Raw genomic sequence first — 23,993 nt, forward strand, 5'->3', positions numbered from 1 at the left:
TTAGTTTTCAAAGATCATTTTAATGGAGCGGGTGATGAGAATCGAACTCACGACATCAGCTTGGAAGGCTGAGGTTTTACCACTAAACTACACCCGCATTTTTAATTGGCGCGCCCGAGAGGAGTCGAACCCCTAACCTTTTGATCCGTAGTCAAACGCTCTATCCAATTGAGCTACGGGCGCTTATCAGGCGACTTAACTATCATACTATCAATCAGCGATGAAGTCAAGTGTTTTTTTATTTTTTCTTTCGAGGTTTATCTCAACCTCACTTATTATACACGTTTTAGAAAGTTTGTAAAGCTTTTTTTAGAAAGGATATTATCTTTACTTTCTCACTTGCTGTTATCGCGTTGTTCATCAGCGACGTTTAATAATATACCATGGCTGATTAATTGGGTCAATACTTTTTACGAAACTTTTTTCAAGCTGTTCATTTCTTCTATATAATATTCCATTAAGAAAAGCAGGAGTCCGAAGAACCCCGCTTTTCTTTTGATCAGCCGCTTACTTTTGCTTCGGCGCTATTTTGTTTATTCGCTTTATGGTACGTACGGAAGTTTTGTTCAAGCTGCTCGAGCGACAAGCCTTTTGTTTCCGGCAGGAACTTTTTCACGAACATGATAGACGCAAGCCCTAAAGCAACAAATATGAAGAATGTGGCGGACAGCCCGATGTTCGCGAGCAGAACCGGAAAGGTTAAACCAATGAAGAAGTTAACGATCCAGAGACAAAATACGGTTACTCCCATGCCCAGACCCCGCAAACGAAGCGGGAAAATTTCCGACAGCATAAGCCACGTCACAGGAGATATCGCACCCTGCTGAAAAGCAAGGAAACTAACGGTTAATGCCAGGACAACATAAGGAAGAGCCGGGGAACCTTCAAGCAAGATAGACATAATGCCGATAAGCAGAAGCGCCGTGGTTGTTCCAATCAGCCCTGTGATCAGCATCGGACGCCGGCCGGCTTTTCCAAGGAGCCATATCCCCGCAAAAGTCGCAAGCACCGAAATGACTCCGTTCGCGATATTTCCCACAAGAGCCGCTTCAGTTTGGAAACCGGCGTCTTTTAGAATTTGAGTGCCGTAGTACATAATTGAGTTTACGCCCGTTATCTGCTGTACAACCGCAATCCCGATTCCGATGAACACAATACGGCGCACCCAAGGAACCGTCAGATCTTTAAATGTCGCCTGTTCTATTTCTGCTTCTTTATTGAAAGCGGATTCGATTTCTTCCAGCTCAGACCGGGCCTTCTTTTCATCACGGATTCGCTTAAGCACATGAAGAGCTTCTTCTTTTCTTCCTTTAGAAACAAGCCAGCGCGGACTCTCCGACACTTTGAACATACCGACAAATAAAAACACCGCAGGAAGCGCCGCAATGACAAGCATGTAACGCCAAACATGAGAGGTGTCACCGAGGACATTGCCGATCACCGCATTGCAAGTGAAGGCTAACAGCTGCCCGGTTACGATCATTAATTCGTTTTGGGTGACCATCCGGCCGCGGCTTTCAGCAGGAGACATTTCAGCCAGATATGCAGGAACCGTTACCGAAGCTCCCCCTACAGCAATACCTAACAGAAAACGGAAGATGATCATCATAGTGACGTTTGGCGCTAACGTGCACCCTAGCGTCGACACAAAGAACAATACGGCAAGCAAGATTATATTTTTCCGCCTGCCGTTGAAATCTGACAGCCGTCCTCCGAAAACCGCACCGATTGCAGCACCCAGAAGCAAAGAGCTTGCCACCATACCTTCAGTCAGCGCTGTAAGGTTAAGCTGATCGGCTTCCGTCATAAAAGGCAGCGCCCCATTAATCACACCTGTGTCATATCCGAAAAGAAGGCCTCCAAAGGTTGATACTAAAATAATGGTACGCAGAAATGAATTCTGGCTGCTTTGTTTATTCATCTTCAAATCCTCCTATTTTTCATGTAAGACCATTCTCTAAATATTCAGTCATCCACACCGGCACCTAATTTGATTTTTCATTCTTTTGACCGACAAAAAACAGCATTATATGAAGGAAAAGATTAATCTCTAATTGAAAGCGTTGTCATTAATGGCTAATGTCCACTCTCTCCTTTCATATTATTGTTGTTATTTTATAGTTATTTTATAGTAAAGTTATAATGATATTATTGGCACTTCTGTAATTATCATAATTTTAAAAGCGCTTTCAGTCAATAAATATTTCAGAAAATTTTATAATTTATCTTTATATAACCTACAAATGACCAAATAAATTTTAAAATCAGCAAATTTTCCTAACATACTCAATAATCATTCGTTTTTCCACAAGAAAATGGTTACATCCAAATAAAAGTCCCCAATTTACAAATTGAGGACTTTTTATTATTCTTCGTTCAGCTTCACAATGGTTCTTCCTCTCGCTTCGCCTTTCAGCAGAACAGGAAGAATATCAGGAAGCTGTTCTAGTGTTATTTCATTTTGGATGAAGGCTTCCAGATCGGATGGCTTGAAGTTTTCAGCCAAGCGCCGCCATGTTTTCTGCCTTGTTTCCATCGGACAAAAGACAGAATCGATACCGAGCAGGTTTACACCCCGTAATATGAACGGAAATACTGTAGCCGGGAGTTTTGTTCCGGCTGTCAGTCCGCTTACTGCCACTGAGCCGCCGTACTGGATTTGGCTGAGGAGCGCTGCGAGCGGTTCACCCCCGACCGGATCAACGGCGGCAGCCCATTTTTGCTTTCGCAATGCTTTTAGTTTGCCGTCGCAGACTTCGTCCCGGTGAATTACCGTTTTCGCGCCCAGTTGTGTTAAATAATCGCTTTCATCTTCTTTTCCCGTACTGGCCTCCACATCATAGCCGCCGGAAGCGAGAATAGAAACAGCAAAGCTGCCGACTCCTCCTGTCGCTCCTGTGACAAGCACCTTGCCTTTTTCAGGTGTTACATGATTTTCTTCAAGCCGCTGTACGGACAGAGCGGCTGTAAAACCGGCGGTTCCAATAATCATGGCTTCTTTGAGCGTAAGGCCCTCCGGGAGCGGCACAATCCAGTCAGCAGGAATACGGGCAAGCTCGCTGTAACCGCCGAAATGGGAAACACCAATTCCGTAGCTTGTCGCAATCACCTTGTCCCCTTTTTTAAAACGGGCATCTTCTGAGGATAGAACGATTCCTGCTAAATCAATGCCCGGCACAAAAGGATAAGACGTTACAATATTTCCGTCTGGGATAGCAGCGAGGCTGTCTTTATAATTTACTCCTGAGTAGCAAACTTTTATCAGCACTTCCCCCTTGGGCAGATCATCAACAGTCAGTTTCTTAACGCTTACTGAGAATTGTTTCTCTTGTTGATCCGCTACCAATGCGTTAAATTGATTTGTCATCATTACGTCTCCTTAACATGAAAATTGATTGAACTGCTTTGAAAAAGCATAGAATAAGTTTGGTTTCATTTCAAATTTCCCGCCCTGTTGTAGTATGATCAAAAAGAAAAAAAGTGAAAGAGTGGTTGAATGATGTCTGACAAGCAAAAGAACAATACAGAATTACCTGATATAACCCATACTGTCGTTTTAAAGGCGCCGATGCAAGTCGTCTGGGATACCGTCGCAACTGCGGACGGACTGGCCCTCTGGTTTATGCCGAATGATTTTACGCCTGAAGAGGGCAGCGAGTTTCAGCTTGAATCTCCATTCGGCCCTTCTCCGTGCAAGCTATTGGATATCGAGCCCCCTTACCGCCTTTCTTTTTCATGGGATACGGAGGGCTGGATCGTTTCATTTGTTTTAAAAGAAATGGAGAACGGAGATACGGAATTCACTCTTATTCACGGCGGCTGGAAAAAAGCAGACGAAGTCATTAATAAAGTGAATCGAAAAAGCTCCGACATTCACAGTACGATGGATAACGGATGGAAAGGGCTTGTCAGTGATAAGCTTCGGGCAGCGGTTGAGGCTTAAATCAGACATGGGCGGAATGTGCTTCCGCCCCTTTTTATTGTGTTTATACATAAAAACCGAATTTGTAAAGACACTAACAGCAGAAATCGAATATACATGATGGGGAGTGCTGTTTATGTACTATTACAAAGAAGGTCTGATTAACATTATTAAGCCGGACAAGCCGGACCCGGCAGCCGCCAAGGTGCTGCAGGAAATTTTAGGCGGACATTACGGTGAAATGCGCACAATGATGCAATACTTTTTCCAAAGCTCTAATTTCAGAGGGAAAGAAAAGCAATTCCGCGACTTGCTCCGCGGCGTATTTTTAGAAGAAATCGCTCATGTCGAGCTTGTCCAGCATACGATTAACGCCCTGCTTGATGAGAGCGGCGCTGAGGGAGCCGGAAATCAGGCTTCAGATCAGGCGCCGCTTGATGAAGCTGTGAAACATGCCAATCCGCACCATTATATTATCGGAGCGCAAAGCTCTTTGCCCGTTGACGCCGGCGGAAATCCTTGGAACGGCTCTTGGGTATACAGCCACGGGAATTTAATCGCCGACTTATTGGACAATGTAGTGCTCGAATCAACCGGGGTGCTGCAAAAAACAAGAATTTATGAAATGAGCTCTAATCAGACGTTCAGAGAAACACTCGGTTTCCTGATTGTTCGTGACAACGCCCATCAAAACGCGTTCACAAAAGCGCTGGAAACACTCGGCGTTGAATGGGGCAAATTATTCCCTGTTCCGAATTATGATATTGAGAAATATCCGGAATGCCGTAAATTTGTCGAGATGGGGTATCATAATACCCAATTTAATTTCAGATTGGATTCCACCCGGATCGGAGAAATTCTGCAGGGAACGACCCCAAGCAGAAACGGGGGCGAATTAAGTGTGTCAGAGCCGCCTAACGAATTCCCTGTTCCTGAGCTGCCTGAACTGCCGAATGAGCACAGTCCCGGACTGAAAGATATGAACGCGTAAAGAGGCGCCCAAGTGACGAGCTTGGGTTCTTTTTTGTTGAATTGTAAACGGAATGATGTTTGATTGTGACAAAAAGGGGGAATATAAGCGTGGAGATCTTGACATACGGCCGTATCAAGTCTCTCCATTGTTTGAACACCCTTCTATACATACCTTCATCTCCGATCCGCTTGACGGAGAATGTTTACCTAATTTTCCAGCCTATCGATGGGTATGTTCAAATGATAATGGGAACTATGTAAAAGTAACAATGTCTTTTCTAAGGAGGCAGCGAATGTCTAAGCAAGGAAACTTTCAGAAATCAATCTCACTTTTTGATCTCATTTTAATCGGCATGGGAGCTATATTCGGTTCAGCCTGGCTGTTTGCCGTCAGTAATGTTGCATCCAAAGCAGGGCCCTCAGGCGCATTTTCCTGGCTGATCGGCGGCGGAATTATTTTGTTAATCGGCTTGGTGTATGCGGAGCTGGGAGCCGCCCTGCCGCGAACCGGAGGCATTATCCGGTATCCCGTCTATTCACACGGACATCTCGTCGGGTATTTAATTTCATTCGTTACCATTGTGGCTTACACAAGCCTCATTTCCATTGAAGTGACGGCAGTCCGCCAATACGTGGCGTATTGGTTTCCCGGTTTAACGATAAAAGGGTCTGATTCGCCGACAATTGCGGGCTGGATCTTACAATTTGCTTTGCTTTGCCTGTTCTTTCTCCTGAATTATTGGAGTGTCAAAACCTTTGCCAAAGCAAACTTCATTATTTCTATTTTTAAATATGTCGTTCCGATTACTGTTATTGTTGTATTGATTTTTCATTTTCACCCTGGCAATATGTCCGTTCACGGATTTGCTCCTTTTGGTTTTACCGGCATTCAGGCCGCGATTTCTACAGGCGGCGTCATGTTTGCTTATCTCGGTCTTCACCCCATTGTGGCTGTCGCAAGTGAAGTGCAGAACCCGAAGCGCAACATCCCGATCGCATTAATTGTGTGTATTATCGTTTCCACCATTATTTACACGGTTCTGCAGATCACCTTTATCGGTGCCATTCCGGCAGAAACGTTAAAGCATGGCTGGCCGGCGATCGGCAAAGAACTTTCTCTTCCGTTCAAAGATATTGCGGTTATCCTCGGTTTAGGATGGCTGGCGACATTGGTCATTTTAGATGCGATTTTATCTCCGGGCGGAAACGGGAATATCTTTATGAATACGACTTCACGCCTCGTTTATGCCTGGGCGAGAAACGGAACGTTATTCAGTATTTTTTCCAAGGTCAATAAAGAAACGGGAACTCCGCGGGCCTCTCTGTGGCTCTCGTTCGGGCTGGCTGTTTTTTGGACGCTGCCCTTCCCTTCATGGAATGCGCTCGTTAACGTGTGCTCCGTTGCGTTAATCCTTTCCTACGCCATTGCGCCGATTTCCTCGGCCGCACTGCGGGTAAACGCGAAAAATATTGATCGCCCGTTTTATTTGAAAGGCATGAGCATCATCGGGCCGCTGTCGTTTATATTCACATCTTATATTGTGTATTGGTCCGGGTGGAACACCGTTTCTTGGCTTCTCGGTTCTCAAATTGTCATGTTTTTGGTCTACCTCTGCTTCAGCAAGTACGCTCCTAAGGAAGACGTCAGCTTACGGCAGCAGTTGAAGTCGGCTTGGTGGATTGTCGGTTTTTACGTCATGATGCTGATTTTTTCTTATATCGGGTCCTTCGGCCACGGATTGGGTATTATCAGTAATCCGCTTGACCTTATTTTGATTGCGATCGGTTCGCTTTGTATTTATTACTGGGCGAAATATACGGGTCTGCCTAAGGCTATGATTGACAGTGATAAATGAAGGATGCCGGAAAGAAGATCTGCTTCTTTCCGGTATTTTTGTTTTATGGGTGACAAAAAAGAGAAAATACGATAAAATGAATGACAGTCATTCATAAAAGGAGGGCCGCCTCTCTATGGCAAAACAAAACTCGGGAAAATATGAAAAAATCCTGCAAGCGGCGATTGAAGTGATTTCTGAAAAGGGTTTAGACAAAGCCTCCATTTCAGAAATCGTGAAAAGAGCCGGAACAGCCCAGGGCACTTTTTACTTATATTTTTCTTCTAAAAACGCATTGATTTCAGCCATTGCAGAGAATCTGCTTCATATGACGCTGGATAAAATCAAAGGAAAAATAGACGGAACTGAGGATTTTTGGACTGTTTTGGACATTTTGGTTGATGAGACATTTCACATCACCCATCTTCATAAAGATATCATCGTCCTATGTTATTCAGGCCTTGCCATCGACCATTCCATGGAAAAATGGGAAGCCATCTATCAGCCTTATTATTCTTGGCTTGAGGGCATCATTAGTACAGCGATTCAACATAATGAGGTCATCAGCGGCATTAATGTGAGATGGACGGCCAGAACGATTATCAACGTTGTCGAAAATACGGCAGAACGGTTTTATATCGGCTGTGAACAGGACGTCGGTCTCGATGTATATAAAGAAGAGATCTTCAGTTTTCTCAAAAGAAGCTTGCAAAAATGATTGGCATGCACCGATCATTTTTGTCCGCCATAATAATGACTGACATTCATTCATAATAGAGGTGTATAAATCATGTATTGGCTGCTTGTATTGATAGCCGGACTGTTAGAAGTAGTTTGGGCATCTGCCCTTAAATATGCAGATTCGCTTTTTGATTGGATTATCATCTTTCTGTTGATAGCCGTCAGTTTTCTGCTGCTGATTCGCTCGTACAAAAAAATTCCGATGGCTGCGGCGTACACCGTTTTTGTCGGCATAGGCACTGTCGGCACTTACGTAACGGGCGTCTTTTTAGGCGAATCCTTTTCCATCGGGCAAATCTTCTTTTTGACCCTGCTGCTGTCCGGAATTTTAGGAATGAAATTATTTACGAAAGAAAATAAAACAAGGGGTGAACACTAATGGCTTGGCTGTTGTTATTTATTGCCGGGGCAGAAGAAGTTGTGGCGGCCGTTGCCATGAAGCATATTGACGGCATGAAGAAAAAGTGGCCGCTGATTGTCATGGTTCTTGGCTTTATGCTATCATTCTTTTGCCTTTCTAAAGCGATGCAAGTTCTCCCGACAGGTGTCGCGTATGCGGCTTGGACCGGTATGGGAAGCATCGGTGTGACAGCCGTCGGTATTTTTTGGTTTAAGGAACGGTTCAATCTGTCACAACTGGTGTCGCTCGGTCTTATTCTCGTCGGCGTCGTCGGCTTAAAGCTGACGACATGACAAATCATCTTTAAAACGGCAAAACGGATCATTTTATTTTTTAATAAAAAGCCAAGGACTCAGGCTGCGTCCTTGGCTTTTTCGCGTGTTTATTTTGTTGTAATCTGTTCGGCTTTACCCGCTCCCAAACCGAAAATGAGAATAAGAACGGATACTGCAATCAGCATGAATAACGGCATCGTCCAGCCGTGCGTGACGTCATGCAGCAGTCCGAACACGAGTGGGCCGAACGCTGCAAGCAGATATCCGAATGATTGAGCCATTCCGGAAAGCGCGGCGGCTTCATGGACATGCTGTGTCCGCAGGCTGAAAAACATCATCGCCAAACTGAACGCGCACCCCCCGGCTATTCCGATCATGATGACCCATAATGGAGTAAGGGCCGCACTTCCGCCGAGGACTCCGGCTATTCCGATGAGGAAACATAAAGCCGTCAGTCCGGCGAGTGCACGCTGGTTTTTCATCTTAGCCGCGATAATCGGCACAATAAAGGTAATCGGAAGAACCGAGAACTGCATTAATGACAGCATCCAGCCAGCTGTGCTTGAGCTGAGTCCTTTCTGCTGAAGAATCTCCGGAAGCCACGCAATCACTGTATAAAAAATAAGGGATTGCAGCCCCATAAACAATGTCACCTTCCAAGCTAACGGTGACCGCAAAAGGCTGTTTTTCTTCCGGCCTTCCGCACCTAACGCGCCGGCAGGTATTTCCCGGCCTCTCATTTGCGGAATCCACATGACGAGCGCAATAAGAGAAAGAATTCCCCAGCAGCCGAGCGCGCCTTTCCAGCCAAAGCCTGCTAAAGAGGCAATCGGAACACTGATACCTGACGCAATGGCGCCGCATAGATTCATAGAAACAGAGTAAATGCCGGTCATGACGCCTAAATTCCCCGAAAATCTGTGTTTAATCAGACTCGGCAGCAGCACGTTGCATACGGCGATCGATAATCCCAATAAAACCGTTCCGAAAAACAGAGTGCCGATCCCGGCTGATGATCGCAGAAGGATACCGGCTGTCAGTACAATTAATGAAGACAGCAAGACAAGTTCCGTCCCAAACCGTCTGGATAATAAAGGAACAAAAGGCGACAGGCATGCAAAGGCAAGCAGCGGCACGGTCGTAATGGTTCCGGCAGCCGCATTAGACATGCCTAAGCTGTCCCGAATGGACGCAACCAGCGGTCCGACTGATGTAAGAGGCGCTCTGAGGTTCGCTCCTATAAAAATGACTCCGATGATCAGCAATATCATTTTCTTACGTTGATTTGCTTTTATCTCTTGATGTTCGACTTGTTCAGCATTCATATTAATCCTCCATGTGTATTGTATCTTTAAATCCTGTGATGTATTGGTTCACGGCCTCCATGGCCTGATCCGCTTTTTGTCCGATAATCGCCGTAACGAGCTGACTGTGGACCCGGATATCAGGGGTGATTTCCAAAAGATTATGGACCGACATATAGAGCGCCTCTGTCATATGCTCATACAGATCTGACAGCATAATGTTATGGGCCGCCTGCACGACGGCTTTATGCAGATTAATATCCGCTTCCGCGTACACTTTTCGGTCTTCGGTTTTTATCGCTGCTTCACATTCATCAAGGCATGCGGTGAGCACTTTGAGATCTTCATCAGTGCGTCTCAGGGCCGCCAATCGCGCGGCTTCCCGTTCTAACGCATATCTGACCTCTAATGTTTCCAGCAAATTTGATTTTTTAATATGACGGTAAAATGCCGCACCAAGGGCACTGGATGAACTGACATATGTACCGCTCCCCTGTTTTGTCTGAAGCAGACCGGCGTGAACGAGCGCCCGGATAGCCTCTCTCAGCGTATTTCGGCTGACATCAAACTGCTTCATTAAATCAAGCTCTGGGGGAATACGCGTTCCGACCGGCCATTTATCCGACTGAATTAACGATTCAATTTGAGACACGACCTGCTCTACGAGCGACAGTCTGCTTGTTTTTGATATATCCATAAAAACACCTCTTCAATTTGTAGGATGATTCTATCATTGGGTAATATAACATAGAAAAAGAGCGGTGTAAATCGGGGAGCGGCTGATTCAGCCCGTAAAAAAAAAGAGCGAGTTTATTTGCCTCACTCTTTGACAGCTTTTCATTAACGCTTTATATTCACAGACGTCACGACAAACTTGTCATGGCTGTGGCGGGAAAAGGAATATTCGAAGGGCGTGCCGTTATCTAAGCTCTACTTCGAGGATCGGGTCATCCGATTGGCAGCCAAGATATTGCTGATCCATCTGATCTGATTTACACGCCCTGATTTTTCTGTGAGTTCCGGCGATTTTCAGGTGGAGACCGTTCGTAATATGATCATAAATGGAGTGATTCAGCACTTCGTCATTAATGCCGGGGATCAGGCTTGCCGGCATGTACGTTTTTTCCAGAACGTACGGCTCACCTTCTACAATTCTCAGCCTCACTACGTAATAAACCGGGGTTTTTTCATTAATTGCTAGATGCGCGGCAACCTCCTGTGACGGAAATTGCACTTCAAACCGGATAACCCTGCTTTTTACGTCTTTGTCTTTTAACAGATTGCTTAAGCCGAGAATTTCATTGCTGACCACGTGCACATGCTCGTCCTGCATGGCCGATTGAATGATAAAAGTGCCGTGCCCTCTTTTTCTGAAAAGCAGGCCCTCGGCCGCAAGCGTATCAAGAGCACGCTTCATCGTCATCCGGCTGCATCCGAATTCTTCTGCAAGCGTCAGTTCATCAGGGATCGGCTGATCTATGGCATATCTATTGCTTTTAATCCTCGTTCTCATTTCATTGGCGATTCTTTCGTACTTATTCATCGGTTTCCTCCGGCTGTATAATGTTGATCTCTATAGACTCCTTACGGCTATCATAAATTTTTTTCACCTCTTCATCAATGACTCTTACATCTGACTGTAATCGAATTTGAAAGGATTTCCTCCATTTTGCTATGGAATCTGTCTCACTATTATGGTAGAATTTTTTGCAGAAACAATGAATACTGAATTATTGTATAACCTCAATGATATGGTTTGAGGGTGTCTACCAGGAACCGTAAAATCCTGATTACAAAAATTTGTCTCGTACATTTTTTGTAATCAGGATTTTTTATTTTCTAAAAAATAAAAAAAGGAGTACTGTATATGAATTTCAAAGTTTTTCTGCTTGCAGCATCTACAATTTCAGTCGGATTGGTTGAATTAATTGTGGGCGGCATCCTCCCCCAAATCGCTTCCGACTTGCACATATCCATTGTGAGCGCGGGACAGCTGATCAGCGTGTTTGCTCTTGGTTATGCCATCTCCGGCCCGCTGCTCTTAGCAGCGACGGCAAAGGCTGAACGAAAGCGGCTTTATTTAATCGCACTGTTTATCTTCTTTTTGAGTAATCTTGTCGCTTACTTCAGCCCGAATTTCGCTGTACTTATGATGTCTCGGGTGCTGGCTTCCATGAGCACGGGGCTGATTGTGGTTCTGTCTCTAACCATTGCGCCTAAAATTGTCGCGCCTGAATACAGAGCGCGGGCGATCGGCATTATTTTCATGGGCTTCAGCTCCGCAATCGCTTTAGGCGTGCCGGTTGGAATTATCATCAGCAATTCCTTCGGCTGGCGTGTTTTATTTTTAGGGATCGGGTTATTATCTCTTCTCTCCATGCTCATTATCAGCATCTTTTTTGAGAAAATACCGGCTGAAAAGATGATTCCGTTTCGTGAGCAAATCAAGACGATCGGCAGCGCCAAAATTGCGAGCGCACATCTTGTCACCTTGTTTACATTGGCCGGGCACTACACGCTTTATGCCTACTTTGCGCCCTTTTTAGAAGCGACGCTTCATCTGGATTCTGTTTGGGTCAGTGTGTGTTACTTCCTATTCGGGATATCAGCTGTATGCGGAGGACCGTTTGGAGGCTGGCTCTCTGACCGTTTAGGATCGTTTAAAAGCATTTTGCTTGTGACCGTATCATTTGCCGTTATCCTGTTCATCCTTCCGTTAACGACGGTGTCTCTGGTTATTTTCTTGCCTGCGATGGTCATTTGGGGATTGCTCAGCTGGAGCCTCGCGCCTGCGCAGCAAAGCTATTTAATCCGTATTGCCCCTGAATCCTCCGATATTCAGCAGAGCTTTAACACTTCTGCTTTACAGATCGGCATTGCGCTCGGGTCAGCCATTGGGGGCGGTGTGATCGGACAAACAGGCTCCGTCATATCAACGGCATGGTGCGGAGGTTTGATTGTCATCATCGCTGTCGGGTTAGCCGTATTTTCTTTAACAAGGCCCGCTTTGAAAAGTAAATCTGCATGAAGAAAAGACCGCAAAAAAACCAAAGATAGTCCTTTGGCTCTTTTGCGGTTTCTTTATTTTGCGGCTGTAAGCTCGTCTTCTGTCACCCATTTATGATTGGTTACTTTTTTCCCGCCGGTTGTCGGTGTATAGTCGACCATATAAACGGTTGTCTTTTTGGCTGAGTCAATGACGGCTTCGGCTCCCTTCATGCCTTTCATATGGGAAGCCTCCAATGCGGCTTTATCACCCGGTTTTAACGTTTTATCTCCGGCGCCCTTCAATTCCTCCTGAATGACCCACTTGTGGTTTTCAACACGTTTTCCTCCCGTTGTCGGTGTATATGAAACGCTGTAAACAGTCGTATCATATGCTCCGGTTACGGTTCCTTGTGCATTTTTCATGCCTTTCATATGAGAAGCCAGAATCATGACATCGCTGCCTGCTTTATAAGTCGGATTTTTCGCTTCCTTTAATCCCTTTGGCACTTCGGATGTGCCTGAATGATTCATGTCTTCATGAGAATGCATATCCTTGTCTTGTCCTTTTTTGCTGCTGCCCGACGATTGGCTGTTGCACCCTCCAAGCACCAAGACGGGAATGAGCAGAAACATGCTGAATAAGAATGATTTCGCTTTCATTTTTAAGAGCTCCTTTACCTATGATTTTTTACTTTACCCCTATGACTCTTCCCTAAAACCAAATTTTTTTATTTTTATCACCACTGAAGGCACCCCTAAAGTTTCTATACTCTATGGAGGTCCGCAAAACCTCCATATGACTCTTGGATTTATAAGATTGCGTCATTGAACAGGTGAATTTGTTCACAAAATGTACACATTAATGGAAATGCTGTATAATTCAATTATTAGCAAATGGGGGGATCTCATCATGAAAACGAAGGTTTTTACGGTGGTATTGGGCGTTATTTTGATGGTTACAGGGATTGTATTGGCAGATATTTCTCTATATATGGAATACATAACGATGCTTGGGGCTATGATTTTCTCTACTATTTTTATGGCAAAGCCGAAAAGAAGATTTCACATTGTGAAAGGGTCCTGACCTTTTATTAAAAATCGCCGTCTATTGAGGACGGCGATTTTAGTTTGTATGTCATTTTGTTAAGCGGATCGCTGTTTCTTCCCTGCCGTCCTGAAACAAGATAAAATGTGCTGCGGTTAGTTCCAGTTTGTTCGTCTATTTTTATAGACAGACGGGTTTCTTTTACCGTCACAGATGCATGTGTGTCATCTTGAAATGAGTATGTGCCGATATATTTTCTGTAAACCGCGGAAAAAATTTGTATTGGAAAGCCAAAAAAGATCATATCAGCTCAGTTTATTTAGAAACACTTATCGTCAAGCAGGACAAAAGGCCATTCTTACCTCGCATGAAGAAATACCTATGGAGGCGTATTCGGGCGGTTTTCACACGTCACTTATTCACACAGTAACATGCAGGCTTCAAACTCAACATGCTTCTCGTTCTCCTTTGCGCCGGCCATTTCCATCGTTGAAAACATCACATAGACAACCGCCTTGTATTGATTCATCTTGGTTTGTATTTCAATGAGGAAGCGTTCCGACGAAGCGGCGCATTCCGTCACGCAGGCTTTCATTTTTTCGATAATATCTTCCGCTTGATGCCTGCAGCCGATCTCCTCTAAGCCGCTCTCAAACTGTTCTCTGTTGAGCATATTAATATTCATTTCTTATCCCCTCTCAGGCACCGTTTATGCCAATTGAACCAAACGAAATGATGACTTCCCTACTCTTTCAAAGACAGCTCATATATGATCTAATAACATAAAACGATATAAAGGAGGGCATCATATGTCAGCATCCAATCAAAGAAAAAAACATCAGGCAGGAGCGATGCTTGTATTCGCCTTTGTGCTGTTTGTCCTCTTGTTTTCTGAGCAGGGTTCAAAACCGCCTGCGGAGGGAGGCCGAAAAAACTGGCATACTGTGGTTGATCAGGCATCAGTCAGTATTTACGGCCATCAATTATTTGAAAAAGAACGGCTGGAAAAAACGCACGGCAGACAGCAATCGGAGTCTATTCTGGCCCTTGTAAAGCTGGCGAATGAAGAACATAACATCCTGTGAACGGGAGCTTACTGTCAGAAATCCATAAAAAAGCCTGTTTCCCCTTTGGTGGCGGAAACAGGCTTTTTCGGACGGAGATTATTTGGCTTTCTTCTCAATAAACTGATCAATCCGCGCCATGACATCCTTCATATCTAAACAATCGTCAAAGCTTTCATTGATGGCTTGAATCCCTTTTTTGTATTTCTCATTGTGCAATACTTCTTCTGCCGCTTGTTTTAACGCTTTTGCGCTTACTTCATCTTTCGGGATTGTATAGCCGGCCTCTAGCTCGGTCAGCCGGTGTGCGACCATCGGCTGGTCTTTATCGTGCGGGATCACCACTAACGGCACATTAAAATGAATGCCTTCATTTACACTGTTCATTCCCCCGTGAGTAATGAACACATCCGCTTGCTCTAATACCTCGAGCTGCGGGACATACGGAGCGATGATAAAGTTCGCAGGCGCTTGTTTTATTTTGGACAGATCCGCTTTTTCTCCAGCTGCAATGACGACCTTGCCTTTAAAATCCGCAAAAGCGTCTATACACAGGCTGAAAAACTCTTCCGTATTCCCTAACACCGTCCCCATTGATATATAAATCACTTTCTCGTCTTTTAATGCTTCGATCGGGAAGTCGATGGTCCCTTTTCTCTTCGGAAAGCTGGGACCGATAAATAAATAGTCTTCGCCGAACCTCTCACTCTCAGGCTGGAAGTATCGGCTTGTATAGACGATGTTTAACTCGCCTGTATTGTTCATAAATTGAACCATATTGTCAGGCGCTGCACCGTATTTCTCTTTCATCTCCGCCAACAGCTCTTCACATTCCCGGTCCAATTTAAACGGTACGCCGGATTCCGGGTGCAGAGGCAATATTTTCAGACGGTCTTCGCTGAATAAGAACGACGCCGATGAAGAAATTCCGGGAATTTTGAGATAATCTCTGACCAGCTCTCCCGCACCGAATTTATCATAATACACAGCGTCGAATGGAATTTCTTTTGATAATTGCTGTACGATGTCTAAAATGTCCAGTGACGTTTTCAAATGTATCTTTAAAAAAGAAAGAATGCCGGATGGGGTGCCCGGTTCAATATGCGCCGTTCTGAGAAGGTCACGGTGAAGATGGACGGTCGCGCCTACTCCTTCCAGTCTGCTTTTGAATTTTTCTGTGGAGATATAATGAACGTGATCACCTTGTTCAGCAAAGGCCTTTGTCATACCTAACGTAGGATTCACATGACCTTCTGCCGGAAAATTTATCATTAAAATATGCTTCGCCATTTCTCAAGCTCCTTTGCCCTTTTTACGTTGCTTCCACAGCAATCATAAAATAAGCGGAAAAGTTCATGCAAGGAACATCCTTGTCAAATGGGCCGGGACGCCTGGACTTTATGGCGATTCAGTGACACTCCGCTTTTTCACATAACAAAAAGACAAGGCTGTTTTATTCCTTGTCTTTTGTCATTATGCATCTGCTTCTTTGTCTTTCAGAACACCTTTTAAATGCTCCAAATCATGCTGCAGATGGTCAGTCATATATTGCACGGCTTTTGTTTTATTGCCTTTTTTCATTTCTTCGAAGACTTTCCGGTGCTCATTCAAAATAACGGCCGCACGGTCATCCCCTTTAAAATTAAGGACTCTGCAAAAATGAATCAGCACATTGACATGCTCAAGCAGCTTGGCCAGGTGGCTGTTATGGCTGAAATCTACAAGCAGATGATGGAACGTTTCGTTTAAGGCGATGATCTCAGCCTCTTTTACGCCTGTATTGATTGCTTCTTCTGTGTCCTGAAGCTGTTTTTCAATCAATTGGAGTTCGCTGTCTGCCGCTTCATCGATGACGAGTTCGACCGCCAGAGACTCAAGCGACATCCTGATTTTATAAATCTCTTCAACATCTTTAACAGATAAAGAATATATCACAAAGCCGTTTCTATCGTCTGCCGTCAGCAGGCCGTCCTTCTCAAGCAGCCGCATGGCTTCTCTGATCGGCGACCGGCTGACTCCGAAATCTTTAGCCAGCTGTGTTTCGTTCAGCCGCTCTCCCGGCTTGAATGTCCCGTCGAATATCATTTTTTTCAATTGGGAATAAAATTGCAGATAATATGGAGTTGGCTTATCTAATTTAAAATTATCCATGTGGTTTCATACCTCTTCAACAAATTGGGCCTTTTTATTACCAAAATCATATAACAGTTTATCTATGGAAGCAACATTCCGAAGGTTGTCAACGTATCGGATGTGGAGTAAGATGAGTTGGTATCAAACGACGGTCGACGGACTACCGTAAACCGAAAACAATTGATTCCAGAGGTGAATTGATCATGAAAAAATACAGCATTGCCAGCATCCCCGGAGACGGTGTCGGAAAAGAGGTTGTGCCGCAAGCGGAGCGTGTATTAAACGCCATCGCCGCAATACATGGAGGCATTGAATTCAATTTCACTTCTTTCCCTTGGAGCTGCGAGTATTATTTAGAACATGGAACAATGATGCCTGAAGATGGATTAGAAACGTTAAAACACTTTGATGCATTGTTTTTAGGAGCGGTGGGAAATCAAAAACTCGTCCCTGACCATGTTTCGCTATGGGGATTGCTCATTAAGATCCGCCGGGAATTTGAGCAGGTGATTAATGTGCGTCCGGCAAAATTGCTGCCGGGAATCACATCTCCTCTTGTGAACCCGAGGGACTTTGACCTATTAGTCGTTCGTGAAAACAGTGAAGGCGAGTACAGCTCTGTCGGCGGCAGAATGTTTCGGGGCGAAGACGAAATTGCCATTCAAAACGCGATCTTCTCACGCAAAGGAACGGAACGAGCGATGCGGTATGCATTTGATTTGGCATCAAATCGAAGGAAACATGTCACGAGCGCGACCAAATCGAACGGGATTTTTCACTCCATGCCTTTTTGGGATGACATTTTTAAAGAAGTCAGCCGGGATTATTCCGATATTCAGACCGATTCACAGCATATTGATGCGTTAGCCGCCTTTTTTGTCACTCACCCGGAACGCTTTGATGTCATAGTGGCATCGAATTTATTCGGAGATGTGTTAACTGATATCGGGGCAGCGATTATGGGAAGTGTCGGGATCGCTCCGGCAGCGAATATAAATGTGAACGGTAAATACCCGTCAATGTTTGAGCCTGTTCACGGGTCGGCGCCGGATATTGTCGGTAAAGGCATCGCTAACCCAATAGGCCAAATATGGACTGCGAAATTGATGCTCGACTCTTTCGGGGAAGAAGAACTGGGCAGCCGCCTTTTACAATCGATCGAAACAGTCACAAGCAATGGTTTCTTAACCCCTGATGTCGGAGGACATCATTCAACAGAGGACGTCACTTCCGCTATTATTTCTCAAATAAAAAAATAATTTTATGAGGAGAGAGAAAATGGATTCTTTTCGTGAGCGTTTTGAGAAACATGTGACCCATGATTCAATTGAGGTAAATGGCATCCGCCTTCATTACGTCTTTGCGGGAAAAGAGGATGCTCCCCCTGTCATTCTCCTCCACGGCTTTCCGCAGAGCTGGGTGACGTGGCGATATGTGATTCCGGCGCTTGCCGCTTCTCATAGAGTCATCGCTGTTGATATGAGGGGATACGGCGATTCTGAAAAGCCAAGCGGCATAAACGGCTATGATAACAAAACGATGGCAAGCGATATACAAGGCCTGATGCGCCGCCTGCATATGCAAAAAGCGTTAATTGCCGGGCATGACAGAGGCGCAAGGGTGGCGCGGCGGCTCGCTTTAGATTCCCCGGAACTGGCGGCCGGCCTAGTGCTTATTGATATCATGCCGACTGAATACGTCTATGATTCTCTAACGGCGGCTGAAGCGGCACGAAAATACTGGCACTGGACGTTTCAGGTCGTTCCTCATCTGCCGGAGGAATTAATTAACGGAAAAGAAGAGGAATATTTGAGATTTTTATTAAGCAGAGGCGACGGGCTTTTTGACCTGCTGACATCAGACGGCGCCTGGGACCGATACTTAGCCGCCTGGAAGCAGCCCGGTGCTGTCCAGGCAGCGCTCAATGACTACAGAGCCGCTTATCAAATTGATTTGCCGAGATATCGTTCAGAAAAGAAATTACAGAAAAAACTAGATGTCCCGACACTTTTGCTGTGGGGAGAAAAAGGGAACGTAGCCGGCCTGCCCGTGCTTGACACATGGAGAGAATCGATTCGTGAGGTCAGCGGGTATGAGGTGAAAGGCTGCGGCCATTATGTCCCCGAGGAAAAACCGACAGAAGCTGCCCGCAGAATGTTAGATTTTTCAAAAACGATTTTTAAGGATTAACGTGTTTATCAGTGTTTATCAGATGGGGCGGGTCGCTCCAAACAGGCAGATTCGCCTGTAAAACCAAAAATCCGACCTGATTGATTGATTTGTACAGAGAAGAATGCTTGCAGTTCCTTCGGTGCTTCAAGCAGCTTCTTTTCTAATCATGCCGTTTTCTCATCAGACAGGCCGGAACTTTCAGTCGGAAAAGTGAAATGGTTTTGGAAAACAAACGAACGCTTCAATCCAATAGCCTGCTCTCTCCAATGGCCCGGGTCTCTTTCCTTTTCAATATCGTTATAAAATTGATCGAATTTCTGATTCTCCGGCACGGTATGATCAACCAGAACCAGCCTGCCTCCCGGTTTCAAGACACGCAGCGCCGCAATTCTGTAGGGCACAAGATTAAAAGCAGTGTCGGAAAACGGCAGCTTTTTTGCGTCTCCTTTCATGAACTTAACGTTCGTACATCCGTTTCCGCGAATAAACTCGGCAGCCGTTGTCAACATTTCTTCCGTCAGGTCATAAGCCGTAACGGAGCGCACGAAAAGAGCAAGAGCGTTAGCCGTATGTCCCCCGCCTGCGGCAATGTCCAATACATCCATTATCGGCGTGAATCCTTCATAATCAGCCCCCTGATATCATTTCTTCACACTAATCGAAATAAACGGGTTCTTGAGGATGTTTGAGGTATGTAAACATTCTCTCAATTTGACTTTTCGTATTGCGGGCGGCCGATAATGGCGGCAGTTCCGTTTCAGCAAAAAAGGCGGCCGCACTTGTTTCAGTTCCCTGCTTAAGCCCTCCGCCGATGATCTCGCATTGGATAAACATTTTATAAACGTGTGCAGCAGACGGCGGATGGGGATGGCATTTCTTATCCATCACAGCTAACAATCGGATAGGCTTCACGTCAAGCCCAGCTTCTTCGTTTACTTCCTTGGCAGCGACCTCGCCCGGAGTTAATCCGATATCGGCCCAGCCGCCCGGCAATGCCCAGCTTCCGTCACTTTTTTCTTTGACCATTAATATGGTTTGATCTTTAAAAACCGCGGCTCTTATATCAACCTTCGGAGTAGCATATCCCGTATCACCGGCAAATACATCTTTGATTATCGTTTTATCGATTTCTGTATGATGTGCCATGATATCAATGCTTATCTTTCTTATTTCTTCAAATCTTTCTGAATCATAAATATCCTTTGAATAGGCCAGTCCCGATTGCGCCATGGATTGAAGCTGCTTTGCCCACTCAAGCCATTTAGGCTCCATTTCAATCACCCGCCGATCTTTAAGTTTTCACGAATACAGAAAATGTTGCCGGTTCATTAAATCCCAGTTTTTCCGCCAATGAGACTGAGGCCATGTTGTTTACATCCCATCCGGGAGTCAGGTCACATGTGAGACAATGATTGATAAATGCCTTAGCTGTCATTCGAGCCAGCCCCATCCCCCTGAAGCCCGCTTGCGTCGTAATATCCATTTCCGCGCGCTTATCTCCTGTAAAAATAAACGTACACTCACTCACAGGTTTGCCGTGATAGAAAGCGGATAAGCCGAATCCGTGAGAAAGAAAAACGAAAAACCGAGCCCCAATACTCCTTTAATTGTTTTCTGTGTACGCCGAGACAAATCCTTTAAAAATGGCATGATGAATTAACAGGAGATAACAGGAGGGGAAACCAAGTTTCATCTCTTTCTTTTAGAATTGGCACTTGCGCAACCCCCGGTCCCGATTTAAACGCCGGATCAGCTCTCCCGGCAAACGATCTCTGTAGCTGCATGATTTTTAGCGGGCAACAGCCTTTGATATATCCTTGTTTTATTGACAATCGGCTTAAGAAGCGTCGGAAAGTCCGTCTTCAAACTTCAGCGGTATATTTTGTTCGGATTGGCGTTCCTTCTGTACGGAGTCAAGATCATTTGGGAAGAAATCGAAAGTTCTCTTCATCTGACTCCTTTTTATTCTTCCAATCTGAAAAAAGCCATTCATCAATGAATGGCTTTTTATCAATAGATTTCAGTTTTTTTCTTTAATCACGAGCAGGACGCCCGCGAGAATAAGGATTGCCCCGATCCAGAATGTTCCTCCGGCCGTTTCCTACTTTACTCCATTAAGGGCGGAGAAGTGCTGCCGGTACATCATGTTCAAATAAGGGCGCTAAAAACATACTGTTTTTCTCCTCAATTTTAATCTGATTTTTTCATTATACAAGGTCTGTTTCCAGCCGTAAATTGCCAAACCGTCAGTCTTGACTGCTTTTGACTTGGAGTTGGATTCTTGTGATTTGATTTTCAATTCCGTCCACCACCACTTCATCAAGTATATATTCCTCATATGCATAGTCACCCATTTGCAGTCCATTTTCTTCAATGAATTGAATGATTTCGGCGTAGGCGGCTTCTGCTTCGTCTCCTTTCTGATATCCGACGGCATACAGCCCTTTTGGCTTTACATGGTAGTGTATATTCTCTATTCCTTCTTGAATTTTCATATAAAAATGCGTGTAATTGTAGAATTCTTTGTTGAGAATCTGCTCCCGCGCAAATATTCCGCCGACCGGGTATCCCTCGTCTAATTCGTTTAATTGTACATAGCGGATAAGCTCGGAAATTCCCGCAATGTATTTTCGTTCCGGCAAGTTTAATACGGGGCGGCCTATCATTACTTTTTCTTCATCTAAATGCTGAAAAGAGACAGAGGAAAAGTCTGTTTCCAAGGCTTGTTCTGTCAGCTTCACTTTTGTCTGAATCATCGTCTGCAAGTGCTCGAGCTTTTTGATTTTGTTTTCGATTTCTAAAGATTTCTCTTTTAAGAGCGCTGTGATATCACCCGGGGTTTTGCCTTTAAGGAGCGGCTTTATGTTCTTTAACGGGACACCGACCTCTTTAAACAAACCGATTACTTGAAAAAGTTCAAATTGATTATAGGAATAGTACCTGTACCCATTCTCTTTTTTTAATTCAGGAGACAAAAGGCCGATCTCATCATAGTGAAACAGGGTCTGTTTTTTAACGTGGCACAGTTTCGCAAATTCACCTGTGGTGAAATATTTTCTGACGTCTTCGCTCATAATACCTCCTTGACTATACGGCAACCATATACTTTATGATGATCATTGTATCTGAGAGAAGGTTGATTCACAAATAACCTTAATGAAAAGGATAGGTGAAAACATGAATACAGCATCTGTTAAGATGACAAACACTCAGCCATTCCCATTATTTCTTTCGTATTTAATTCCTTCTTGTATCGGGATGTTTCTCATGGCGGTCAATATTTTAGTTGATGGGCTGTTTGTCAGCCATGGGGTGGGCCCGGAAGCTTTAGCTGCCGTTAACATTAGCGTTCCCGTCTATTCCGTGATCTTTTCCATTTCACTCGGAATCGGCATTGGCGGAGCCGCCCTTTATTCTATCGCCCTTGGAGAAGGGAATCCGCAAAAAGGCCGGCATATCTTCACGCACTCTCTTGTTCTGGCTCTTGTGATTATCGGCACGTTTGCTTCGGTTTCTTTTTTCCATGCTGAATGGATTGCAGAGGCACTTGGCGCTTCAGGCGGGATTTTACCGCTTGCTGCGGATTATTTGACCATCCTCTTGGGATTCTCGCTGTTTTATGTCATAGAAAATATGCTGAGCATTTTTATCCGCAATGACGGCAATCCCAATTTAGCGATGACCGGGCTTGTGATCACATCCGTTTTTAATATGATTTTAAACTATATTTTCATTTTTAAGATGGATATGGGCATCAAGGGGGCGGCATTTGCCACTGCTTTTGCCACAATCATCGGTTTACTCGTCCTGCTGACACATTTTTTGCGGAAAAACAGCGTCTTACGGATCATTCGGTTCAAACCGGATTGGAAAACGATGTATGCCATTCTGAAAACCGGTCTGCCGAGCTTTATCATTGAAGGTTCGACCGCGATAATGACAGTCTGCTGCAATTTATCATTTCTGCATTTTGCGGGCGCTTCAGGCATTACGGCATTTGCCATCATTAATAATCTGCATGCCGTGATTCTGGTCATATTCATTGCAATCGGTTCCGCGCTTCAGCCGATCGTCAGCTTCCACTATGGCATGCACATGAACGGCCGCTTACGGCGTTTTTTGCGTTTAGGGATTGGGACAGGTCTTGTTTTCGGCGTATTTTTTTGGGTGTTGAGCCTCTTTTTCGGTGATGTGCTGATTCGTTTCTTCGGCGATATGCCCAGTGACGTCTCAGATTACACGCGAAAAGGGATGGCCCTTTACTTCATCGGCTATGTATTCTTGGGGATGAATATGGTTTATGCTGAATATTATCAGGCGTTTAAAAAAATCAGGCTTTCATCTGTCATTATTTTAGCCAGATGTCTTATTCTCTTTATCCCATTGCTCTTTACGCTGCCCATGTTATTCGGAAGCATGGCCATCTGGCTGGCCTTTCCATTATCAGAAGGCCTGACGGCTCTGTTCATTATATTCGGGCGTTTCAAATGGAAGGGTTTTTCACCCGTCACAGAAAAAGCAAGAGAGGAGAATCCATATGAACATTGAGATTAAAGCGGTCACGGAAGATCATCGTGCCGATATACTGGCTCTGCATGTAAGCGAGAGCCAAACATCATATATAGAGACAACTGAGCAATGCTTAAAGGAGGCAAAGGAATGCCGATACTATCATCCTGCCGGCCTTTATCGTGACGGAGATTTGGTCGGCTTTGCCATGTACGGCTGGTTTCCTGAGTATGATGAAGAAAATGAATATGGCAGAGTGTGGCTTGACCGTTATTTCATCGATGAACGCTATCAAGGACAAGGGCTGGGCAGCATTATGCTCAAAGCCCTTATCCGGCACCTTGCTGCGTTATATAAATGCAAACGGATTTATTTAAGCCTTTTTGAGGATAATCAGCATGCTTTGCGCCTTTATCAAAAATTCGGCTTTGAATACAATGGAGAACTGGATTGCAACGGGGAAAAGGTGATGGTGAAAGAGCTGTAAGCCGGCTGTTTCTTTTGTTATTTTCTGTATGGAAGAGATAAACTGTTCTTGTCTATGTCTAAAATTTGAGATAAAATAAATATATTGAACGACGGTCGACAGTCGATTTTTTTAATCGGCGGTTTCTAATGGAACAGATCTTTCAG

25 protein-coding genes, 2 tRNA genes, 1 pseudogene and 1 riboswitch are annotated in these 23,993 nt (G+C 44.7%); of the genes and pseudogenes, 13 read left to right on the forward strand and 15 right to left on the reverse strand.

Features of this window, described 5'->3' with window-relative positions; genetic code table 11:
• Positions 1-23: 23 nt before the first annotated feature.
• The 4 genes from J7E26_RS03675 to J7E26_RS03690 all read right to left on the reverse strand — a co-directional run bounded on the left by J7E26_RS03675 (position 24) and on the right by J7E26_RS03690 (position 3,367).
• Positions 24-97, reverse strand: a tRNA-Gly gene (locus J7E26_RS03675).
• Between the two features lie 9 nt (positions 98-106).
• Positions 107-183 (reverse strand) — tRNA-Arg (locus J7E26_RS03680).
• Between the two features lie 316 nt (positions 184-499).
• Positions 500-1,921 (reverse strand): sugar porter family MFS transporter, encoded by a 1,422-nt coding sequence (locus tag J7E26_RS03685; protein ID WP_214813095.1) that lies wholly within the window; start codon positions 1,919-1,921, stop codon positions 500-502.
• Positions 1,922-2,365: 444 nt separating this feature from the next.
• Entirely contained in the window at positions 2,366-3,367 is a 1,002-nt protein-coding gene (locus J7E26_RS03690) for an NADPH:quinone oxidoreductase family protein (protein ID WP_214813109.1), read from the reverse strand.
• A 132-nt stretch (positions 3,368-3,499) separates the two neighbouring features.
• On the opposite strand from J7E26_RS03690, the gene J7E26_RS03695 reads away from it, so the two are divergent.
• The 6 genes from J7E26_RS03695 to J7E26_RS03720 all read left to right on the forward strand — a co-directional run bounded on the left by J7E26_RS03695 (position 3,500) and on the right by J7E26_RS03720 (position 8,163).
• A complete protein-coding gene (locus J7E26_RS03695; protein ID WP_214813176.1) occupies positions 3,500-3,943 on the forward strand; it encodes an SRPBCC family protein in 444 nt (147 codons plus the stop codon).
• A gap of 115 nt (positions 3,944-4,058) precedes the next feature.
• A complete protein-coding gene (locus J7E26_RS03700; RefSeq protein ID WP_214813111.1) occupies positions 4,059-4,913 on the forward strand; it encodes a manganese catalase family protein in 855 nt (284 codons plus the stop codon).
• 274 nt (positions 4,914-5,187) lie between these two features.
• Positions 5,188-6,750, forward strand: a complete 1,563-nt coding sequence (locus J7E26_RS03705) for an APC family permease (protein WP_214813113.1) — start codon at positions 5,188-5,190, stop codon at positions 6,748-6,750.
• A gap of 115 nt (positions 6,751-6,865) precedes the next feature.
• Positions 6,866-7,447 (forward strand): TetR/AcrR family transcriptional regulator, encoded by a 582-nt coding sequence (locus tag J7E26_RS03710; protein WP_214813115.1) that lies wholly within the window; start codon positions 6,866-6,868, stop codon positions 7,445-7,447.
• Between the two features lie 72 nt (positions 7,448-7,519).
• Positions 7,520-7,849 (forward strand): DMT family transporter, encoded by a 330-nt coding sequence (locus J7E26_RS03715; RefSeq protein WP_214801370.1) that lies wholly within the window; start codon positions 7,520-7,522, stop codon positions 7,847-7,849.
• On the forward strand, positions 7,849-8,163 hold the full coding sequence (locus J7E26_RS03720) for a DMT family transporter (RefSeq protein WP_214801375.1): 315 nt from the start codon (positions 7,849-7,851) through the stop codon (positions 8,161-8,163). Before J7E26_RS03715 ends, J7E26_RS03720 begins: the two co-directional genes overlap by 1 nt.
• A gap of 89 nt (positions 8,164-8,252) precedes the next feature.
• On the opposite strand, the gene J7E26_RS03725 is transcribed toward J7E26_RS03720, so the two are convergent.
• From J7E26_RS03725 to J7E26_RS03735, 3 genes and pseudogenes are all read right to left on the reverse strand, one after another.
• A complete protein-coding gene (locus tag J7E26_RS03725) occupies positions 8,253-9,470 on the reverse strand; it encodes a CynX/NimT family MFS transporter (RefSeq protein ID WP_214813117.1) in 1,218 nt (405 codons plus the stop codon).
• A gap of 1 nt (position 9,471) precedes the next feature.
• Complete coding sequence (locus J7E26_RS03730; protein ID WP_214813121.1) at positions 9,472-10,146, reverse strand: FadR/GntR family transcriptional regulator; 675 nt, start codon at positions 10,144-10,146, stop codon at positions 9,472-9,474.
• A gap of 143 nt (positions 10,147-10,289) precedes the next feature.
• A pseudogene (locus tag J7E26_RS03735) lies at positions 10,290-10,992 on the reverse strand (GntR family transcriptional regulator).
• Positions 10,993-11,162: 170 nt separating this feature from the next.
• A riboswitch (purine riboswitch) is annotated at positions 11,163-11,262 on the forward strand.
• A 54-nt stretch (positions 11,263-11,316) separates the two neighbouring features.
• On the opposite strand from J7E26_RS03735, the gene J7E26_RS03740 reads away from it, so the two are divergent.
• A complete protein-coding gene (locus J7E26_RS03740; RefSeq protein ID WP_214813125.1) occupies positions 11,317-12,477 on the forward strand; it encodes an MFS transporter in 1,161 nt (386 codons plus the stop codon).
• A gap of 53 nt (positions 12,478-12,530) precedes the next feature.
• Here J7E26_RS03740 and J7E26_RS03745 read toward each other — a convergent pair whose 3' ends face one another.
• Positions 12,531-13,097, reverse strand: a complete 567-nt coding sequence (locus J7E26_RS03745) for a YdhK family protein (protein ID WP_214801390.1) — start codon at positions 13,095-13,097, stop codon at positions 12,531-12,533.
• Between the two features lie 250 nt (positions 13,098-13,347).
• Between J7E26_RS03745 and J7E26_RS03750 the strand changes: the two genes are divergently transcribed.
• Positions 13,348-13,521 (forward strand): hypothetical protein, encoded by a 174-nt coding sequence (locus tag J7E26_RS03750; RefSeq protein WP_214801393.1) that lies wholly within the window; start codon positions 13,348-13,350, stop codon positions 13,519-13,521.
• A 376-nt stretch (positions 13,522-13,897) separates the two neighbouring features.
• On the opposite strand, the gene J7E26_RS03755 is transcribed toward J7E26_RS03750, so the two are convergent.
• Positions 13,898-14,167, reverse strand: coding sequence for a hypothetical protein (locus J7E26_RS03755; RefSeq protein WP_214813128.1), 270 nt, complete (start codon positions 14,165-14,167; stop codon positions 13,898-13,900).
• 124 nt (positions 14,168-14,291) lie between these two features.
• Here J7E26_RS03755 and J7E26_RS03760 point away from each other — a divergent pair, with 124 nt between their 5' ends.
• Positions 14,292-14,567 (forward strand): hypothetical protein, encoded by a 276-nt coding sequence (locus J7E26_RS03760; protein WP_214801399.1) that lies wholly within the window; start codon positions 14,292-14,294, stop codon positions 14,565-14,567.
• Between the two features lie 78 nt (positions 14,568-14,645).
• Here the strand turns inward: J7E26_RS03760 and J7E26_RS03765 are convergent, their stop codons facing one another.
• Positions 14,646-15,836, reverse strand: a complete 1,191-nt coding sequence (locus tag J7E26_RS03765) for a macrolide family glycosyltransferase (protein WP_214801402.1) — start codon at positions 15,834-15,836, stop codon at positions 14,646-14,648.
• Positions 15,837-16,019: 183 nt separating this feature from the next.
• The gene (locus J7E26_RS03770; protein WP_214801405.1) at positions 16,020-16,697 is read right to left on the reverse strand and encodes a GntR family transcriptional regulator; all 678 of its coding nucleotides are present in this window, start codon (positions 16,695-16,697) and stop codon (positions 16,020-16,022) included.
• A gap of 185 nt (positions 16,698-16,882) precedes the next feature.
• Here J7E26_RS03770 and J7E26_RS03775 point away from each other — a divergent pair, with 185 nt between their 5' ends.
• Together J7E26_RS03775 and J7E26_RS03780 are read left to right on the forward strand one after the other, a co-directional pair.
• The gene (locus J7E26_RS03775; protein ID WP_214813131.1) at positions 16,883-17,938 is read left to right on the forward strand and encodes a tartrate dehydrogenase; all 1,056 of its coding nucleotides are present in this window, start codon (positions 16,883-16,885) and stop codon (positions 17,936-17,938) included.
• Between the two features lie 19 nt (positions 17,939-17,957).
• A complete protein-coding gene (locus J7E26_RS03780) occupies positions 17,958-18,869 on the forward strand; it encodes an alpha/beta fold hydrolase (RefSeq protein ID WP_214801411.1) in 912 nt (303 codons plus the stop codon).
• A gap of 146 nt (positions 18,870-19,015) precedes the next feature.
• On the opposite strand, the gene J7E26_RS03785 is transcribed toward J7E26_RS03780, so the two are convergent.
• From J7E26_RS03785 to J7E26_RS03800, 4 genes are all read right to left on the reverse strand, one after another.
• Positions 19,016-19,456: a methyltransferase domain-containing protein gene (locus J7E26_RS03785; RefSeq protein ID WP_214984768.1), complete on the reverse strand. Its 441-nt coding sequence runs from the start codon at positions 19,454-19,456 to the stop codon at positions 19,016-19,018.
• A 49-nt stretch (positions 19,457-19,505) separates the two neighbouring features.
• Entirely contained in the window at positions 19,506-20,123 is a 618-nt protein-coding gene (locus tag J7E26_RS03790) for an NUDIX hydrolase (RefSeq protein ID WP_214801415.1), read from the reverse strand.
• A gap of 19 nt (positions 20,124-20,142) precedes the next feature.
• Entirely contained in the window at positions 20,143-20,448 is a 306-nt protein-coding gene (locus J7E26_RS03795; protein WP_214801901.1) for a GNAT family N-acetyltransferase, read from the reverse strand.
• 649 nt (positions 20,449-21,097) lie between these two features.
• A complete protein-coding gene (locus J7E26_RS03800; protein ID WP_214801418.1) occupies positions 21,098-21,925 on the reverse strand; it encodes a MerR family transcriptional regulator in 828 nt (275 codons plus the stop codon).
• Positions 21,926-22,028: 103 nt separating this feature from the next.
• On the opposite strand from J7E26_RS03800, the gene J7E26_RS03805 reads away from it, so the two are divergent.
• Positions 22,029-23,399 carry an MATE family efflux transporter gene (locus J7E26_RS03805; protein ID WP_214813133.1) on the forward strand — a complete coding sequence of 457 codons (1,371 nt, stop codon included), beginning with the start codon at positions 22,029-22,031 and terminating at the stop codon, positions 23,397-23,399.
• Positions 23,389-23,847: a spermine/spermidine acetyltransferase gene (gene bltD / locus J7E26_RS03810; RefSeq protein WP_214801424.1), complete on the forward strand. Its 459-nt coding sequence runs from the start codon at positions 23,389-23,391 to the stop codon at positions 23,845-23,847. Before J7E26_RS03805 ends, bltD begins: the two co-directional genes overlap by 11 nt.
• The last annotated feature ends 146 nt before the right edge of the window (positions 23,848-23,993 follow it).

Origin of the sequence: Bacillus sp. ISL-51 (assembly GCF_018613535.1) — a bacterium.
Classification (GTDB): domain Bacteria; phylum Bacillota; class Bacilli; order Bacillales; family Bacillaceae; genus Bacillus.

Bases quoted from the DNA above. Each gene is read 5' to 3' on its own strand.
- J7E26_RS03685 (WP_214813095.1), bottom strand. From the start codon at position 1,921: ATGAATAAACAAAGCAGCCAGAATTCATTTCTGCGTACCATTATTTTA.
- J7E26_RS03690 (WP_214813109.1), bottom strand. From the start codon at position 3,367: ATGACAAATCAATTTAACGCATTGGTAGCGGATCAACAAGAGAAACAA.
- J7E26_RS03695 (WP_214813176.1), top strand. From the start codon at position 3,500: ATGTCTGACAAGCAAAAGAACAATACAGAATTACCTGATATAACCCAT.
- J7E26_RS03700 (WP_214813111.1), top strand. From the start codon at position 4,059: ATGTACTATTACAAAGAAGGTCTGATTAACATTATTAAGCCGGACAAG.
- J7E26_RS03705 (WP_214813113.1), top strand. From the start codon at position 5,188: ATGTCTAAGCAAGGAAACTTTCAGAAATCAATCTCACTTTTTGATCTC.
- J7E26_RS03710 (WP_214813115.1), top strand. From the start codon at position 6,866: ATGGCAAAACAAAACTCGGGAAAATATGAAAAAATCCTGCAAGCGGCG.
- J7E26_RS03715 (WP_214801370.1), top strand. From the start codon at position 7,520: ATGTATTGGCTGCTTGTATTGATAGCCGGACTGTTAGAAGTAGTTTGG.
- J7E26_RS03720 (WP_214801375.1), top strand. From the start codon at position 7,849: ATGGCTTGGCTGTTGTTATTTATTGCCGGGGCAGAAGAAGTTGTGGCG.
- J7E26_RS03725 (WP_214813117.1), bottom strand. From the start codon at position 9,470: ATGAATGCTGAACAAGTCGAACATCAAGAGATAAAAGCAAATCAACGT.
- J7E26_RS03730 (WP_214813121.1), bottom strand. From the start codon at position 10,146: ATGGATATATCAAAAACAAGCAGACTGTCGCTCGTAGAGCAGGTCGTG.
- J7E26_RS03740 (WP_214813125.1), top strand. From the start codon at position 11,317: ATGAATTTCAAAGTTTTTCTGCTTGCAGCATCTACAATTTCAGTCGGA.
- J7E26_RS03745 (WP_214801390.1), bottom strand. From the start codon at position 13,097: ATGAAAGCGAAATCATTCTTATTCAGCATGTTTCTGCTCATTCCCGTC.
- J7E26_RS03750 (WP_214801393.1), top strand. From the start codon at position 13,348: ATGAAAACGAAGGTTTTTACGGTGGTATTGGGCGTTATTTTGATGGTT.
- J7E26_RS03755 (WP_214813128.1), bottom strand. From the start codon at position 14,167: ATGAATATTAATATGCTCAACAGAGAACAGTTTGAGAGCGGCTTAGAG.
- J7E26_RS03760 (WP_214801399.1), top strand. From the start codon at position 14,292: ATGTCAGCATCCAATCAAAGAAAAAAACATCAGGCAGGAGCGATGCTT.
- J7E26_RS03765 (WP_214801402.1), bottom strand. From the start codon at position 15,836: ATGGCGAAGCATATTTTAATGATAAATTTTCCGGCAGAAGGTCATGTG.
- J7E26_RS03770 (WP_214801405.1), bottom strand. From the start codon at position 16,697: ATGGATAATTTTAAATTAGATAAGCCAACTCCATATTATCTGCAATTT.
- J7E26_RS03775 (WP_214813131.1), top strand. From the start codon at position 16,883: ATGAAAAAATACAGCATTGCCAGCATCCCCGGAGACGGTGTCGGAAAA.
- J7E26_RS03780 (WP_214801411.1), top strand. From the start codon at position 17,958: ATGGATTCTTTTCGTGAGCGTTTTGAGAAACATGTGACCCATGATTCA.
- J7E26_RS03785 (WP_214984768.1), bottom strand. From the start codon at position 19,456: ATGGATGTATTGGACATTGCCGCAGGCGGGGGACATACGGCTAACGCT.
- J7E26_RS03790 (WP_214801415.1), bottom strand. From the start codon at position 20,123: ATGGAGCCTAAATGGCTTGAGTGGGCAAAGCAGCTTCAATCCATGGCG.
- J7E26_RS03800 (WP_214801418.1), bottom strand. From the start codon at position 21,925: ATGAGCGAAGACGTCAGAAAATATTTCACCACAGGTGAATTTGCGAAA.
- J7E26_RS03805 (WP_214813133.1), top strand. From the start codon at position 22,029: ATGAATACAGCATCTGTTAAGATGACAAACACTCAGCCATTCCCATTA.
- bltD (WP_214801424.1), top strand. From the start codon at position 23,389: ATGAACATTGAGATTAAAGCGGTCACGGAAGATCATCGTGCCGATATA.